Raw genomic sequence first — 17,533 nt, 5'->3', positions numbered from 1 at the left:
CGCCGTGGGTGAGGAATCGGAGCGGACGTTGAAGGTCGAGGCGGGGGCCGTGGGCGGGCAGAGCGATACGGCGGGGGATGCCCGGGAGTCGGACGAAGTCTCGTCAGAGGAGCGGTCGCCTGACACTGGCGGGTACGCGGCGGGCGCTCAGGTGCTGATCCGGGACGAGTTGTGGCTCGTGCGCAACTGCCGGGCCACCGACCGTGATGGATGGATGGTCGAGGTCACCGGCATCTCCTCGTTCGTCCGCGGGATCGACGCCACCTTCTACGACCGGCTGGATGTCGTTCAGGAGCTGGACCCGCGCGAGACCGAGCTGGTGGCGGATGATTCTCCGAATCACCGCAGATCTCGTCTGTTCCTTGAGGCGATCATGCGGAAGACGTTCCTGCCGCAGACCGAGCACGGGCTGGCGCTGGCGGACAACTTCCTCATGGACCAGCAGGTCCACCAGCTGCGCCCGGCGGAGCTGGCGCTGTCGATGAAGAACCCGCAGCCGCGGATCCTGATCGCGGATGTGGTGGGTCTCGGTAAGACCCTGGAGATCGGGGTGCTGCTGGCGGAGCTGATTCGGCGGGGGCGCGGCGAACGGATCCTGGTGGTGACACCACAGCACGTGCTGGAGCAGTTCCAGCGCGAGCTGTGGACCCGGTTCGCCATCCCGCTGGTGCGGTTGGACTCCACGGGCATTCAGCGGGTGCAGCAGGAGATTCCCGCGGGACGGAACCCGTTCGCGTACTTCAAGCGCGCGATCATCTCCGTGGACACCCTGAAGAGCGACGTGTACGCCCACCACCTGGACAACACTGACTGGGACGCCGTCGTCATCGACGAGTCCCACAACCTCGTCAACCGCGGCACGAAGAACAACGCGCTCGCCCGCCTGCTGGCACGCAAGACCGACGCGCTGGTGCTGGCCTCGGCCACCCCGCACAACGGCGACGCCGCCTCCTTCGCCGAGCTGGTCAGGATGCTGGACGAGGCGGCGATCGCCAACCCGTCCCAGTACGAGGTGAAGGACCTCAGCCACCTCTACATCCGGCGTACGAAGACCTCGGCCGAGGTCCGCGAGTCCCTCAAGGGGACCTGGGCGGACCGCGGCCCCTCCCAGCCCCTGCACGCTCCGGCCACCGAGAAGGAGCTCGCGGTCTTCCAGGAGCTGGCCACACGCTGGATCCCGGCCGACCCGGCGGCGCCGTCGGCGAGCCGGCATCAGCTCGTCCCGTACCGGTTGCTGAAGTCGTTCCTGTCCTCGCACAAGGCGCTGCTGGCGACGATCAAGACCCGGATCGGAAACCTCGACAACCCGCCGCCCGACAAGCCCGAGAACGGCTCGAGGACGCGGAGGCGGCCGGAGGACCCGGCGGTACGCGAAGCGGCGCGGAAGGTCGAGCGGGATGCCCTGGTCGACCTGCAGCACTTCGCCGAGCAGATCGAGGACCAGGACTCGGCGAAGCGGGCAGCGCTGCTGGACGAACTGCGGGAGCTGGAGGTCGGCCCGGGCTCGGACACCCGGGTGGTCGTGTTCTCCGAGAGCATCCCCACCCTGAAGTGGCTGGCGGAGACCGTCCCGGCCGCACTCGGCTTCAAGCAGACCACCAGTCCGGACGAGAAGAAGCCTTGGCTGGGATACGGCGGAGCCGTCCAGGTCATGCACGGCGAGGCCAGCACGGATCAGGAACAGCAGGACATCGTCGAGAAGTTCGGGCTGCGCGATGACCCGGTGCGCATCCTGTTCACCGGCGATGTCGCCTCCGAGGGCGTCAACCTGCACCAGCAGTGCCATCTGTTGATCCACTATGACCTGCCGTGGTCCCTGATCCGCATCGAGCAGCGCAACGGCCGTATCGACCGGTACGGGCAGGAACACCGGCCCGAGTTCCGCGCGCTGATCCTCACCAGTGACATCCCGTGGCGCACGGACGAGACGACCGGACAGCCGCGAACCCTGGATGACCGGCTGGTGGGCGAGAAGCTCCTCAGGCGTGAGGAGGAGGCCCACAAGATCGAAGGCTCGGCCGAGGCGGTGACCGGCCTGTACCGGGCCAAGGAGGAAGAGAACCGCCTCACCCAGGACCTGATCGCGGGGCGCACCGTCGAGGAGTCCATCAAGCAGTCCCAGCAGGGCGGGGCCGCCTTCCTGTCCGGGCTGCTCGGCCAGGTGGGCGCGGTCCACGAACACCCCGAAGTGGCCCGCGCGGTCGTGCCGAAGCTCTTCCGGTCCACCGCCGACTACTTCGACGAGGCGCTGCGGCAGATCTCGCGTCCCAACCCCGAGGACATGCTGTCGCTGCGGCGCGACGACGACGGCACCATTGCCTTCGAGCCCCCGCGGGACCTGCTGTACCGGCTCAAGGCACTGCCCAAGTCGTACCTGGACGAGCAGCAGATCCTGCCGCGCAAGACCGAGCCGGGGCGCATGCGCATCACCTTTTCCAAGGACCTGGCCGGCGCGCGCCTGAAGGCGGCCCGGGAGACCACCGCGTCCCAGTGGCCGAACGTCTCGTACGTCACCGACATCCATCCCGTGCTGGACTGGCTCACGGACAAGGTGCTCGTCGAGATCGGCCGGCACAAGGCCCCGGTGCTCGCCGCCACCGTGGCTAGCCCGACCTTTCTGGTCCAGGGCATCTACTCCAACGCGCTGGGCAAGCCCACCATCGTCGAGTGGATGGCCGTCTCCGGCCTCCCCGACAGCCCGGACGTCACGAGGCTGACCGCCGACGTTCTGGAGAGCTACGGTGTCGGCCCGAACATGCCAGGTCGCGCCACGCCCCGCGACCTGCCGGGGCTCAGTGCGCTGGTGCCCGACGCCATCGACGCCGCACAGCGTCAACTCGCCCTCCTTGAAGGCGTGTACCGCGAGCAGATCGAAGGGACCCTTGCTCCCTACCGCAAGAAGGTCACCGACTGGCGGCAGGACGCCCTCTTCGCCAGTGCACGCCCGAAGGAAGCGGAGCTCGAACGTACGGCCAAGCGGCAGCTGAAGCTGGTCAAGTCCCTGGAGACGACGGGTGAACCGATGCTGCGCCTGCTGGCCGTCCTCGAACCGCAGACCGCCGCCGAAGGAGGCACCGAACGATGAGCACCGACTTCGACTCCTTCACCAACCGCGGCGAGTACCTGTCCGCGCACTACTTCGCCGACCAGCTCGGCACCGACCTCAAGAAGGGCCTGTTCGCCACCTGGGCGCAGCGCGAGGGCGACGAGAACGACCCGCGCAAGACCCCGCGCGAGCTGCTGCGCACCCTGCGCACTCCCTACCTCGCCGAGGAACTGCGCGGCTATTTCGCCAAGACCACCCAGGCCGACGCCGACGCCGAAGCCCGCCTCAACACGCACAGCAACCCCGAGTGGACCAAGCGTCTCGCCGAGTGGCACCAGATGGTCCTGCGGGCCCTCGGCTACGGCACCTCCTCGGCCGAGCTCACGGTGCACCGCGCCGGCCGCGACCACACGTTGCCCGTCGCCTATCACGGCCACGGCATCATCGCCCTCGACTGCGGCTGGTCCGCCGACAACGACGACGCTCTCAACCCCGACCGTGCCGGACGGCTTCTGTCGCCCCTGCGGGTCAGCGCGAGCGAGTCGTACGAGACGGGCGCGGCCCTGGCCTCCTGGCTCTTCCAGAGCGAACTCGGCGAAGCCGGCGGCCCGCACCCCCGCTTCGTGCTGCTGCTGTGCGGCGGCGTGATCCTGCTCGCCGACCGCCACGCCTGGAACGAGGGCCGCTACCTCGCGGCCAACCTTGACGCCGCCCTAGAACGCAACGACCGCGCCCAGCTGGGCGAACTCGCCACCATCGCCGCCCTGTTCAGCCTGGACATGCTCCGGCCCGGCGAGAACGACACCAGCCGCGCGATCGACGCCCTGCTCAAGTCCTCCGGTGACAACGCGGCCGGCGTCTCCAGCGAACTGCGCTACGGCCTGCAGCGCTCGGTCGAGATCATCGCCAACGAAGTCCTGCACCGGATGGCGGAGCCAAAGAACGACGTCACCCCGGCCGACATCGAAAGCCCCAAGATCCCCTTCGCGCGCGAACTCACCCGCGAAGCGCTGCGCTACCTCTACCGCGTCCTGTTCCTGCTGTACGCGGAGGCCCGCCCCGAACTCGGCATCCTCCCCGCCGACGACGGGTCGTACGAGGCCGGCTACTCCATGGCCCGCCTGCGCGAACTCGTCGAACGCGACGAGGAACTCGTCGAAGAGGAGGCCAAGAACGGCTTCCACCTCTTCCAGTCCCTCGACGTCCTGTTCAACAAGGTCAACTTCGGCCACCGTCCGTACGGCACCGAGCCCGACGACGACCAGACCGGCGACGACGAGGAGACCCGCAAGGCCAAAGCGGCCCGCCGCAGCGAGGACCGCGGCCTGCGCTTCGAGGCCCTGCGCAGCGAACTCTTCGAGCCGACCGCCATCCGCCTCATCGGCACCGGCGTCCTGGACCCGCGCAGCGACGAGGACAACGACCCCCGCTGGCTCGACCTATGCCTGCGCAACGAGGCCCTTCACGAGGTGCTGCGGCTGCTCACCATGAAGAAGGGCAAGCGCGGCGAACGCGGCGGCTTCATCTCCTACCGCAACCTCGGCATCAACCAACTCGGCGCCGTCTACGAGGGGTTGATGTCCTACACCGGCATCATCGCCGAAGAGGAACTGTGCGAGGTGGCCCGGGGCGGCGACCCGGAGCAGGGCTCCTGGCTCATCCCCTCGCACAAGCAGGACCAGTACCCCGACAAGACCCTCGTCCAGTACGGGGAGGCCGACGCCCGCAAGGGGCTGCGCGGCGTCAAGAAGTACGACAAAGGCTCCTTCGTCTACCGGCTCGCCGGCCGCGACCGGGAGACCTCGGCCTCGTACTACACCCCCGAGTCGCTGACCAAGGTTACCGTCGAACTCGCTCTCAAGCATCGTCTCGACCAGGGGCGGGACGAGAGCGGCAACGTGATCAAGACCCGGGCCTCGGAACTGCTGAAGTACAAGATCTGCGAGCCGGCTCTCGGCTCCGGCGCATTCCTCAACGAAGCCATCAACCAAGTCGCTGACGAATACCTGCGCCGCCGCCAGGAAGAACTCGGCATCACCATCCCCACAGCCGACGCGATCACCGAGAAGCAGAAGGTCAAGGCGTACATCGCTCTGCACAACGCCTACGGCGTCGACCTCAACGCCACCGGCGTCGAACTGGCCGAGGTCTCTCTGTGGCTCAACACCATGCATCCCGGCATGCAAGCCCCCTGGTTCGGCCTCCACCTGCGCCGCGGCAACTCCCTCATCGGCGCCAGGCGCGGGGTCTACGCAGGCGACGACGTCGCGAGCAAGGACAAGGCATGGCTGAAGGCCAAGGGCGCCCTCGCGCCGACCCCGCTGCCCTTCCTTAAGGACGGCGAGCCGCAGCCACTGCCTGAAAACGCGATCCACCAGTTTGTCCTTCCATGCCCGGGCTGGGCCGCGGTCACGGCCTCGAAAGAAGCCAAGGAACTCGCCAAAGAAGGCGCGGAACAGCTCGCCGCCTGGAAGAGGGGCATCCTCCAGCGCCCGCAGCGCAGCACCGCGCACCTAAACAAGGACGGCAGCCCCAAGCTCAACCCCAAGACCAAGCAGCCAAAGCAGGAAACCCGCTCGCAGTTCACACGGCTGCGGGACGTCGCCCGACGCGTCGAGTTCCTCTGGTCGGCCGTCGTCAAGCGCATGGAACTTTCCGAACGGGAGATCGCCCGCCGCATTCATGTATGGCAGGCCGATCCAACTGACCCTGAGTACGCCTTTCTTCAGCACCCCGACCAGGCAGTGCCCAAGGAGAAGGTACTGGAAGACCTCTTCAACGCCGTCGATACCCCGTACTGGCGGCTGAAGACCGTCATGGACGCCTGGTGCGCCCTGTGGTTCTGGCCGGTCGACAAGGCCGGGCTGTTGGACGGCACCAACAGCGAGTACGTGGCACCCGCCGCGGTCAACGACGCAGACGGCCTCAGCGAGGTGCTCGGAGGGATGCTGCTGATCGGAGAACAGCCCGACAACCAGGATGTCGCTCCCGATCCCCAGCCCGTTGCGAAGCCGACGCCCGCACCACAATTCGTTGAGACGACGGCACTGTTCGCACTAGGCCCTCAGCAGACCAGCTTTGAGGGCCTGGAACTAACCTCGAATGACGAAGGGATCGTGGAACTACAGAAGGTTGGGGCGACGAGAGCGAGGAAGGTTGTGGCGAAATCGCAGGAGCCGGAACGGCGACGGGTCGTCCCGCTCAAGGACCTCGACGACTGGCTGGAGTTCCTGGAGGCCATGCTGGGCAGAGCCGACGTGCCCGACGGCAACACCCTAATCGACAGTTTCGAGAGACTCGAGGAACTGAAGGGCTTCGAAGAGACCCTCCCCGGCTTTATGGGCATGGATGTCGGCAACCCAGAGGACCGGTTCCCCTGGCTCCGCGAAGTGCGGGACATTACCAAGGAACAGGGCTTCCTGCACTGGGAGCTAGAATTTGCTCGGGTTTTCACAAAGGGAGGCGGATTTGATCTCCAGGTGGGCAACCCGCCATGGGTGAGGTTGGAATGGTCGGAAACATCCATCTTGGGCGAGTTCGACCCTTGGCTGGTCGTCGCCGATTCCGGAACATCTGACGAACGGGATAGGCGACAGAGCGCCCTGCTAAGCAACCCAAGCATCGCGAAGAAATATCTATCCGAACGAGCACAAGTCTCCGCAATCACTAGTTTCCTCGGGTCGTCTGTCACGTATGAACTATTGGCTGGAGGCCAGCCAGACTTTTATCAAGGTTTCATGATCAGGACGTGGCACAACGCGAACCAAAATGGGATTATCGGATTCATTCATCCGGATGAGCATCTAAATAGCCCCAACGGAAAGAGGCTTCGTCCCGAATCATACAAGCGCCTACGCGTACACGGAAGCTTTGTCAACGTCGCCAATTGGGCTTTCGCTCCTCCCGTTGGACGCAAGAAAGAATTCTCAGTCAGCGTATACGGACAGCCTCGGCAGGTTGGCTTTTTCCATGCCAGTAAGCTCTATTCTGCCGCGACTTTCTCTGATTCGTTCTCCCATGACGGGTCCGGCCCACTGCCTGGAATCAAAAATAAGAGGGATTGGGACCTGAGGGCGCACCGATCACGACTAGTTTGGGTCGACATTGATCAGCTCTCGATCTGGCAGTCCCTCTTGGAGAAAGGGGCGGATCCGGTCCTGGAGACGCCTTTGCTCCACCCCGTAACGACCGCAGAAGAATCTGCCGTGAGGGCACTGGCGCTTTCACCCAGAAGGCTGGGAGGCGCGGGGTTCCAAATCGCCCGAGGTTTTGATGAGTCCGGGGCGCAGAGGAACAGGACCATTGCCAAGAGCCCCGGCTTCCGTGACTCGCTTTCTAAAGTAGTAATTAAGGGGCCAAATTTCTCTATCGCGACACCGTTTGCGAAACAGGAACCCGAAACTGGAAACTTCGACCGACCAGTAGACCTGACCAGTCTGAGTGAGTCGCCTCGATACTCGACTGAATTTGCGCGAGCCTGTGATGTTTCCTCCTACGTTTCCCGGCAAGAGGAATGGGTGGACTCTCGTGGTGAAAATTTGCCGTATACGGCATTCTATCGGGTGTTCTGGCGGGAAATGACGAAGGCTGATAATGAACGCAGCCTATTTGTTACCCTGATGCCGCCTGGCCCTGCCCACATTCATGCTGTTCGCAGCGCTTCTGCACCTTCGGACGAGCTGACAACTCTGACAGCAGGGTTTTGGTCAACACTGCCACTAGACTATCTGCTACGAGTAACCGGGCGGGATCATATGGGGAACGCCGAGGCAAAGATCATGCCAGTCCCTGATGAGCGTCATCCCCTTGCTCTCCCACTGCTGGTTCGCACCATGCGGATGAACTGCCTTAGCGAGGCGTACCGGAAGATTTGGCAGGACCTGTACTCCCTGGAATGGGAGCGGGAAGAATGGGCCGTACAGTGGTCGACGCGCCAGCAGCTTTCGCCAAATTCTCCAGAATGGGGCTGGAATTCTCCATTGCGAACCGAGCAAGACAGGCGTGCAGCTCTGGTTGAGATGGATGCCCTTGTTGCGGTATGGCTTGGGATGAGCCCAGATTCACTCGCGGCCATTTATAAATCCCGGTATGGCACGCTCTCAAAATATGAGGATGCCATGTATTTTGATGCCTCTGGGAACAGAATCTCGGCTGACCGAATTATTTGGGGACGGCGGCAGGAAACTCAGACCTTCTCGCAACTTAGAGCGCACCTTGCGGCTCCGGAAAGCGTTCCGCCCCCAGACGGTTTTACTCCGCCCTTCTACAAGGCGGACCGCGAGGCGGAGATGCGCGAAGCGCACGCCGTCTTCCAGAAGCGGCTCGACGATGCGATCGCGCGCGGTGAGTGGGACCCGGTCAAGCAGGAGGTGCCGAAGCCGTGAGGCCGACGCTGGAGGCGCGGGGGCTCAAGGAGAGCCTGCTGCAGTACCTGTCGACGACGTACGCGTTGACGGACGAGGGGGCACGCGAGGCGCTGCACCGCTTCCTGGGGGACGAGACGACGGGGATGTTCCGCGGGCCGTACCTGCGGATCCGGACCCCCTTCACCACTGCAGGCGACGAGTGGCGCAAGCACCTGGAGTGGCAGCGCGAGGGGTTCACGCCGTACGCGCACCAGGCAGTCGCGTTCGAGCGGCTGACGTCCGCGAACGGGCACACGCCACAGCCGACCCTCGTCACCACGGGGACGGGCTCGGGCAAGACGGAATCGTTCCTCTACCCGGTGCTCGATCACTGCCGCCGAGAGCGGGAGGCGGGGAAGACCGGCATCAAAGCGCTGTTCCTGTACCCGATGAACGCGCTCGCCACCGACCAGGCGCAGCGCATCAACGACCTGCTCACGCAGAACGACGAGGCGCTCGGCAAGCTCTGGGCGGGGCTGTACATCGGGGACCGGGCGGCGACGCAGTACGAGAAGGTGCGTACGCGGCGTTCGGACATGCAGCTGTCGCCGCCGGACATCCTGATCACCAACTACAAGATGCTGGACCTGCTGCTGCAGCGCGAGGACGACGCCCCGCTGTGGCGGGAGGCGGACATCCGGTACGTGGTGGTGGACGAGTTCCACACGTACGACGGTGCGCAGGGCACCGATGTGGCGATGCTGCTGCGACGGCTCGCGTCCGCGGTCGGCATGTCCGAGAAGGGGCGCCCGCTGGGGCGTATCTGCCCGGTGGCGACGTCGGCGACGCTCGCGTCGGGAACGGACGAGGACGGGGTGACGCGCCTGCTGGAGGTGGCGAGCGACGTCTTCGGTACTCAGTTCACGGCGGAGTCCATCGTCGGGGAGAACCGGCTGTCGGTGGAGGAGTTCATCCCGCTGACGGACGTGAAGATGCAGGGGCTGCCGACCCCGGATGAGCTGCTGGCTCTGCCCGATCCCGCTTCCGGCGCGGAGGCGATGCTCGATCTCATCAACGCGGTGACCACGGTCCGCGATCCGGATCCGTTCCTGCTGGGCGAGAACCTGAAACGGCATCTGTTCACCCGGGCGGTGATGCAGGCGCTGGACGGTGAGGTGAAGACCGGCGACGAGGTGCTGGACGTCATGTGGCGGGCTGGCGCGGCCGGTTGGGCGGAGGCGGTGGCCCGGCAGCCGGAGAAGGCGGCCGAGGCGCTGGCCCGGTTCGTGGCGCTGCTGTCGTACGCGCGCGACCCCCAGTCGCCGCCCGGGGAGCCGCGCCCGTTCGTGCACGTCGAGGTGCACCAGTGGGCCCGGTCCGTGTCCCGGCTGCTGCGTGGCGTGCTGCCGTGGCCGAAGGCGGAGTTCCGCTGGGACGCGGCGGGCATGGCGGACGCGAGCGCCACGGACAGCGGCCGTACCGCGCCGGTGACGACCGCGACGTCCGGACAGAGCGCCAACCTGTTCCTGCCGGCCATCTACTGCCGGGACTGCGGGCGCTCGGGCTGGGCGGTGTTCTCGCCGGAGAGCGATGACCATGACGTCCAGTTCGACACCTTCAAGATCCGTCGCGCCTCCCTGGGCCAGGACAAGGCGCGGGTACGGAATCTGATAGCCGCGACCGAACGGGAGGCGCGAGAGGGCTCCGGGGCGGCGCCGATGACGGCCGGCGGCAGGGGTACCAGTGCTGCCTCGGCATCGCAGGGCTCGGGCGGTTTGCTGATGGTGCTGGACGGCGCGCGCAAGCGGCTGCGGCTGCCCGATCCGCTCAACGACTACGACAAGGACACCAAGGAGCCGCGGCTGACGGCCCGCGACTCGGCGTTCGTGCTGGTCAACTTCGGTGGCACGGTGGCGAACACGGCGGCCAGGGAGGACTGGTGCCCGGCATGCGGAGAGCGCAACGCCATCCGCTACCTGGGCACCGGATCGGCGGCGATGGCCGCGGCGTCGATCACGCAGCTGTTCACGGGCGGAGAGCTCGACAAGAAGCTGCACGAGGACAAGACGCTGATGTTCACCGACTCGGTGCAGGATGCCGCGCACCGGGCCGGGTTCGTCGCGAACCGTTCGTACACCTTCTCGCTGCGCGCCCTGCTGGCCAAGCACCTCCGGTACGACGAGCCGACACCCCTGAACGACCTGATCGCGGGCGTGGTCGAGGCCACCACGGACAAGGACACGCTGGCCGCGGTGGTGCCGCCGGATCTGCACGGTTACAAGGGAGTTGACCGGCTGCTGTCCGGCCAGGGGCGCGGCGGGAGTCTGCCGACGTGGCGTCTGATCGGGCAGCGGCTGGCGTTCGAGGCGCTGATGGAGTTCGGTTTCCGCTCGCGCAACGGCCGCACCCTGGAGCTGACCCGGACCGCTGCCGCGCAGGTCCGTATCGACGATGCGGCGGCCGTCGTGGCCCTGGTCAAACGGATCCACGAGGAGTGCGTGCGCGACGGCGTCCCGCTGATCGCTCAGGACGACGCACGCTATCTGGCGTTCGTGCGGATCTTCCTGGAGCGGCTGCGCACCCGGGGTGCGGTGGCCCACAAGTGGCTGAGCAAGTACGTGGACGAGGCCGGCACCAGCCGCTACTTCATCTGGGGCAAACGGGCGCCGGGCATGCGGGCCTTCCCCCAGCGCGTCGCGGCCCCGGTGTTCCTGCTCAGCGGGCCCAAGAACGGCAGCGAGTTCGACTTCGCCACCGGCCGGCTGTCCTGGTACGAGCGGTGGGCCGGGCGCTGCCTGGGTCTCCCGCGCGAGATGGCGCCGGAGTTGTGGAGCCGGCTGCTGCCGGAGCTGGCCTCGCTCGGCCTGCTGTCGGTGCGTACCCCGGGTGACACCTCGGTGCGGGTGTACGGGCTGAAGCCGGGCAACATCGAGGCGCAGCTGCTGGACGACGAGCAGGTACGGCACGCCTACGTGCGCTGCCCGGTGTGTTTCTGGGAGCAGACGGTCCACCCGTCCCTGCTCGACCAGTGGCACGAGCAGCCGTGCCCCTCCTACCGCTGCCGCAACGGCCGCCTGGTGGCCGGCGACCGGCCCGAGGGCTTGGGCGTGCACCACCGGGACCGCGACTACACCGACGACTACTACCGGCGTCTGTACCGCAAGGCGGGCACCTATCAGGTGGTCACCGCCGAGCACACCGGGATGCTCACCCGTCCGGAACGCGAGAACGTGGAAAAAGCCTTCAAGCGCCGCGAGGGCTTCAAGGACCCCAACGTCCTGTCGTGCACCCCGACGCTGGAGATGGGCATCGACATCGGCGACCTGTCGGCGGTCGTGCTGGCCGCGCTGCCGCGCCGGCCTGCCAGCTACGCCCAGCAGGTCGGCCGGGCGGGACGCCGCACGGGCAATGCGTTCTTGCTGACCATCCCCGACCGGCGGCGCCGCGACCTGTACTTCCTGGAGCGGCCCAAGGATCTGATCGCGGGCACGATCGTGCCCCCGGGCTGCCATCTGTCGGCCATCGAGATCCTGCGCCGCCAGTACCTGGCGCACCTGCTGGACCTCGCGGCCGCCGGACGGCTGGTGCGCGCGGACGGCATCGTGCTGCGGGCGCTGCCGCACAAGGCGCCCCGTCTGTTCGGGCCGTCGGGCTACCTGGTCGACCTGGTGGAGCTGGCCATCGCCCAGGGCGAGGAGCTGGCCGACGGTTTCCTGGAACTGTTCCCCACGGGTGTCAACGACCAGGCCAAGGCCGATCTGCGCGCCTACGCCACCCACGACCTGCGCGCCAAGGTCGAGGAGGCCGAACGGGAGTGGTTCGGTGGCCAGCAGGCGCTGCGGGCCCGGCTGCGTGAGATCGACGAGGCCCACGAGGACCTGCACGACTCCGATCCGGACCAGGCCCGGCAGAAGGCCGAACTGGACGCCGAACGGCGCGGAGTCGGCCGCCGCCTGATGAACCTGGGCGAGACCTCGGCCCAGACCGCGCTGTGTGACCTGGGGCTGCTGCCCAACTACGCGCTGATCGACTCCACGACCATCCTGTCGGCGACGCTGTACGGCGAGGACGGGGTGGACGCCAAAACGGGGCAGGTGAGGTACACCTCCACCACCGACTCCTACGAGAGGCCGCGGCGTATCGCCCTGGAGGAGATGGCCCCGGGCAACACCTTCTACGTCAACGGACACAAGCATCAGATCACCGGCCTGGAGATCGCCACCGGCGGCCGACAGGAGTGGCGTACCTGGCGGGTGTGCCCGGGCTGCGGGTATGTGCGTACCGAGGACGCCGCCGAGGACCGGTCGCCGTGCCCGCGCTGCAAGACCAGCCATATCGCGGACGACGGCTCCTGCCTGTTCCAGATCGTCGAACCGGCGACCGTGACCTCGCGGGACAAGCGGGAAGACGCCCAGATCCGCGACGACAAGGACGACCGGGACCGCCGCTTCTACACGGTCGTGGACGCGGTCGACATCCCGGTGGAGGACATCGAGCCGGGCTCCTGGCGGCACGCCAGCCAGACGTTCGGCGTCGACTACTGCCGCAAGGCGATGATCCGCCGGATCAACGTCGGACCGGTCCGCTACGACGCCCCGAACCGCGACGACTTCGCCGGCCACCGGGTGCGCCTGAACCCGTTCCACGTGTGCACGGCCTGCGGCGCGGCCACCGCGGACGGCCAGCCGGTCTTCGACCACGACACCGACGCGCTCGACTCCCTCGCCGCCCGCAGCGGAGCACTCAAGCACCACCGCCCGTGGTGCCCGCTGCGGCGCGGCAAGAAGGACGGCGTCCGGCAGGAACCGGTCCTGCTCGCCCACAAGTTGGAGACCGAAGCGCTGCGGGTCCTCATCCCCGCCGCCACCGCCGACGTCGACGCCAAGGTGCACTCCTTCCGGGCCGCCCTGCGCCTCGGCGTGGACCTGCACTTCGGCGGCGACCCGCAGCACCTGGCCACCACCGTCGCCTCCATGCCGGACAACGAGAGCGGAGAGCGCCGCTGGTTCCTGGTGCTCTTCGACTCGCTGCCCGGCGGCACCGGCTACCTGGACCGGCTCACCGACCCGATCGCCTTCCGCGACACCCTGGCCGCGGCGTACGAGATGCTCAAGGAGTGCCCGTGCGCCGAGGAACAGCGCCGGGCCTGCCACCGCTGCCTGCACCGCTACACCCCGGAGCCCTTCCAGGACATCGTCTCGCGCCAGGCCGCGCTGACCATGCTGGAGTCCCTGCTGTTCAAGCAGGACGGCTCGGACGGCTGGGAGTGGAGCGAGGTCGACCACACCGGACTGGTCGGCCTGGACGCCCAGGTCGAATCCGACCTGGAAGCCCGCTTCCTGGCCGCCCTGCGCGACTGGGTGAAGGTCACCGACGACGCCTCCCTCGACGAGGACGGCCACGCCAGTGGGCATCTGCGGTTCACCGACGGCCCCGGGGTCATGCACTGGCGGCTGACCGCGCAGCAGCAACTTAGAGGCACCGTCACCGACTTCACCTTCACCCGCATCGACGGCCCGGCCCAGAGCGTCAAGGTCTACCTCGAAGGCTTCCGCTTCCACGCCAGCCGCGAGCACAACCAGATCGCCACCGACGCGGCGAAACGCACCCTCCTGCGCGCCGACGGAGAGATCGTCTTCCAGATCACCTGGGCGGACATCGACCTCTTCGAAAAGCGCCCCACCCGTACGCAACCGGTATGGCCGCCGTACCGGGCCACGGCGCAGGAACAGGCCAAGACCGCCTACGAGCAGTACGGCGGCCAGCGCGCCCACTTCGCCGACGCCGTCTTCGCCAACCCCATCAACACCCTGATCGCCTACCTGCGTGAACCGGATGCCGACCGCTGGGCCCGCCGGGCCCGCGCCCTGGTCACCGGGCTGACCGCCCAGCCGGGCACGGCCCCGGTCACCTCGACCGGGCGCCGCAGCGAACTGGTGGCGGCCCTGCGCGGCCAGCTGGCCACCTTCTCCGCCGCCGAACGCCACGACAAGCCCGTCGTGGCCGATGCCGCCGGCATCGGCCCCGTCCACGTGTTCCGTACGCAGGACGAGACCGGGCTGCCGCTCGTGTTCGCCCTGGACGCCGCCGATCCCGAGGCCCTGAAGTGGACCGCGCTCGCCGTGCTCGACGACTCCGAGGCCGTGCTGGACACGGACGAGCACAAGGAGCGCTGGCGGTCCTGGCTGTACTGGACCAACCTCACCCAGTTCCTGTCCCTGGCCGGCGGTGACGGCGTCCAGCTCGCCACCAGCAAGGCCGCCGACTTCGAGGTCGAGGTCCTCGCGGTCTGCGGCGGGCTCGGCGAACTCGACTCACTCATCGGCGCCCCCGCACCCGTCGTGCCCGAGACGCCCGCGACCACGGTCACGCCCGTCGATCCGGAACCCGGGCACGACTCGGCCGCCGAGGCCGCCGTCGCCCAGGCGCTCCGCGACACGGTCTGGGACGCGGACATCCTGGAGATCCTGCGCGAAGACGCCGACGAGGCACCAGACTTGCTCCGCCTCGCCGAGACGCTGGCCGACCGCGGCAAACAGGCACCCGTCTTCGGCTACGAACTGGGCACCAGCCGCTGGCAGGCCGACTTCGCCTGGCACACCTCCGCCCTCAAGATCGCCGTTGTCTCCGCCCACCAGGGCGCCGACGACGCCGAGGCCCAGCGCCGCGACGCCGCGTACGCCGAGGACGGCTGGACGGTGCGTACCGCCGCCGAATGGCTCGCCCACCTCGACGAACTGCTCGACCAGCTCCCCGACACGGAAGAAGGCGCGCCCCGATGACCGCCCGGCTCAGCCTGTACCGCAAAGCCGAACAGGAGCTGTACAAGCTCGACCGCTCGGTCAAGGCCCAGTTCTACGACTTCTGCCACAACTTCCGGAACAACCCCGATCTCCCGGGGCTCAGGAAGAAGAAGCTCAAGGGCGACTCCCGTATCTGGTCCGCCCGCGTCAACCAGGACTACCGGGCCCTGCTCACCCCCACCGGGGTCGACGCGGACGGCGCCGAGAACTGGCTGGTCATCGCCGTCCGGCACCGCAAGGACGTCTACGAAGAGCTGCAGGTCGCCGTCAACCGCGTCACCGGCGAGATCGAGTTCGTCGACCTCGCCGTCGTCGGCGACAGCGCCCTGCGCAGGGTCGGCATCACGCTCACCCCGGCCGAACCGGAGGAGCAGGCCCCTGAGCCCGAGACTGTCCCCGAACCCGAGCCTTCGGCGCCGGCGCTGCTGGCCGCGTACGACGCCGGGCAACTGCGGGGGCTCGGCGTCGCCGAGCAGCTGATCGAGCTGGCCCTCACGGTGACCACCAGCGCCGAACTCGACCAACTCGTCGAGGGCGCCCCCCTGTTGTCGAAGGACATCCTGTACGGCCTGGCCGCCGGGATGGACATCGACGAGGTACGCCGGGAGATCACCGCACCCGTCGAGCTCGACCAGAAGCCCGATCCCGACGACTTCGCCACGGCGCTCTCCCGCACGAAGGTCACCACGGTCGACGACGCCGTGCGCGCCGTCATCGAGGAGGGCGACTTCCGCGCCTGGAAGGTCTTCCTCCACCCCACCCAGGAACGCATCGTCCACCGCCACTACAACGGCCCCGCCCGCGTCTCCGGCGGCCCCGGCACCGGCAAGACGATCGTCGCCCTGCACCGCGTCAAACACCTCGCCGAGCAACTGCCCCCCGGCCACAACAAGCCGATCCTGCTGACCACCTTCACCAAGAACCTCACCACCGACCTGCGCCTGCGGCTCGCCTCCCTCGTCGAACCGGACCTGCTGGCCCGCGTCGACATCGCCCACATCGACCAGCTCGCCGCCCGCGTCCTGGGCGAGAACACCGCACCCGGACGCGGAAAGCAGCGCGTCTACGACCACGTGGCCCTGAACGAGATGCGCCAGCTGCTGGCCGAACTCGACGACCCACGCTTCGAGCCGGAGTTCCTCCTCGAGGAATGGGAGCAGGTCATCCTCGGCCAGTCGGTCCCCACCCGCTCCGACTACTTCAAGGCCCGCCGCGCCGGCCGGGGCCGCGCGCTGACCCGCCCCGAGCGCAACCACATCTGGAAGCTCATCGAGCAGTTCACCGCCCGCCTCGACAAGCTCGGCGTTGAAACCTGGGGCCAGGCCGCCGAACGCGCCGCCCGCTTCGAGATCGAACGCGCCGCGAAGATCAGGGCCCGCCGCGAGTACAAGGACGAGATCGGCGGCAAGGACCTCATCCACCGCGACGACAGCTCCGGCATGCGCTATCTCGGCTACCGCTACCGGCACATCGTCGTCGACGAGGCCCAGGACCTGCGCCCCGCGCACTGGAAGATGCTGCGCGCCATGGCCGACCCCGACCAGCCCAACGACCTGTTCGTCGCGGGCGACACCCACCAGCGCATCTACGACCACCAGGTCGCCCTCGGGGCTCTGGGCATCAACATCCGCGGCCGCGCCGCACGGCTGACCCTCAGCTACCGCACCACGAAGGAGATCCTCGCCGAGGCCCTCCGCGTCGTCGACCCCAAGAACAAGAACCTGAAGGTCACGTACGACGACCTCGACGACGGCACCGACACGCTCGCCGGATACCGTTCCGTCCTCCACGGTCCCAAGCCCGACTTCCAGCGGTACGACACCTGGAACGACGAACTCGCCGGACTCGCCACCACCCTGAGCACCTGGCGCGAGGAACTGTCCACCGACGACCACGGCGCCCCCCTCGACCCGAGCGGCCGCATCGCCGTCTGCGTCGCCGACCGCGACATGGTCAGCCAGGCCATGTACTACCTGGCCACCAAGGCCGGCATCACCTGCGCAGAACTCACCAAGGACGGCCCCAAGGGCGACGGCGAAGTCCACGTCGGCACCATGCACCGCTTCAAGGGCCTCGAATACCAGCGCCTCGCCATCGTCGGCGCCAGCGACGGCATCATCCCGCGCACCAGCGTCATCGAGCGCTACCGCACCGAAGACCCGCCCCGCTACGAACGCGAGCAGCGCAAAGCCCGCTCCCTGCTGTTCGTCGCCACGACCCGCGCCCGCGACGCCCTGACCATCAGCTGGCACGACAAGCCCAGCCCCTACCTGCCGATCTGAGCAGCCCTGCGCTCCGGTGCCGTACGCCTCGGATGGCGCACGGCACCGCCCCCCGGG

Annotated in this window: 4 protein-coding genes; all 4 read left to right on the top strand. The window is 67.7% G+C overall.

The annotated features are described in order from the left end of the window. Positions 1 to 4 precede the first annotated feature (4 nt). The 4 genes from G6048_RS24130 to G6048_RS24115 are packed head-to-tail and all read left to right on the top strand — an operon-like array spanning position 5 to position 17,476. Positions 5 to 3,085, top strand: a complete 3,081-nt coding sequence (locus tag G6048_RS24130; RefSeq protein WP_328826826.1) for a DEAD/DEAH box helicase — start codon at positions 5 to 7, stop codon at positions 3,083 to 3,085. Next, positions 3,082 to 8,430: a hypothetical protein gene (locus tag G6048_RS24125; RefSeq protein WP_165341684.1), complete on the top strand. Its 5,349-nt coding sequence runs from the start codon at positions 3,082 to 3,084 to the stop codon at positions 8,428 to 8,430. The genes G6048_RS24130 and G6048_RS24125 overlap by 4 nt, the downstream gene beginning before the upstream one ends. Next, positions 8,427 to 15,173, top strand: a complete 6,747-nt coding sequence (locus G6048_RS24120; protein WP_165341683.1) for a DEAD/DEAH box helicase — start codon at positions 8,427 to 8,429, stop codon at positions 15,171 to 15,173. The genes G6048_RS24125 and G6048_RS24120 overlap by 4 nt, the downstream gene beginning before the upstream one ends. Beyond that, positions 15,170 to 17,476, top strand: a complete 2,307-nt coding sequence (locus G6048_RS24115) for a UvrD-helicase domain-containing protein (RefSeq protein ID WP_165341682.1) — start codon at positions 15,170 to 15,172, stop codon at positions 17,474 to 17,476. Before G6048_RS24120 ends, G6048_RS24115 begins: the two co-directional genes overlap by 4 nt. Positions 17,477 to 17,533: the final 57 nt, after the last annotated feature.

Origin of the sequence: Streptomyces ureilyticus, from assembly GCF_011045025.1 — a bacterium.
GTDB lineage: Bacteria > Actinomycetota > Actinomycetes > Streptomycetales > Streptomycetaceae > Streptomyces > Streptomyces ureilyticus.
Note: the sequence above shows the minus strand (reverse complement) of the source record. Positions and strands in the feature narration are given on the sequence as shown.

What these genes read in the sequence shown, in the direction of transcription:
- G6048_RS24125 (WP_165341684.1), top strand. Translation starts at nt 3,082, where the DNA reads ATGAGCACCGACTTCGACTCCTTCACCAACCGCGGCGAGTACCTGTCC.
- G6048_RS24115 (WP_165341682.1), top strand. Translation starts at nt 15,170, where the DNA reads ATGACCGCCCGGCTCAGCCTGTACCGCAAAGCCGAACAGGAGCTGTAC.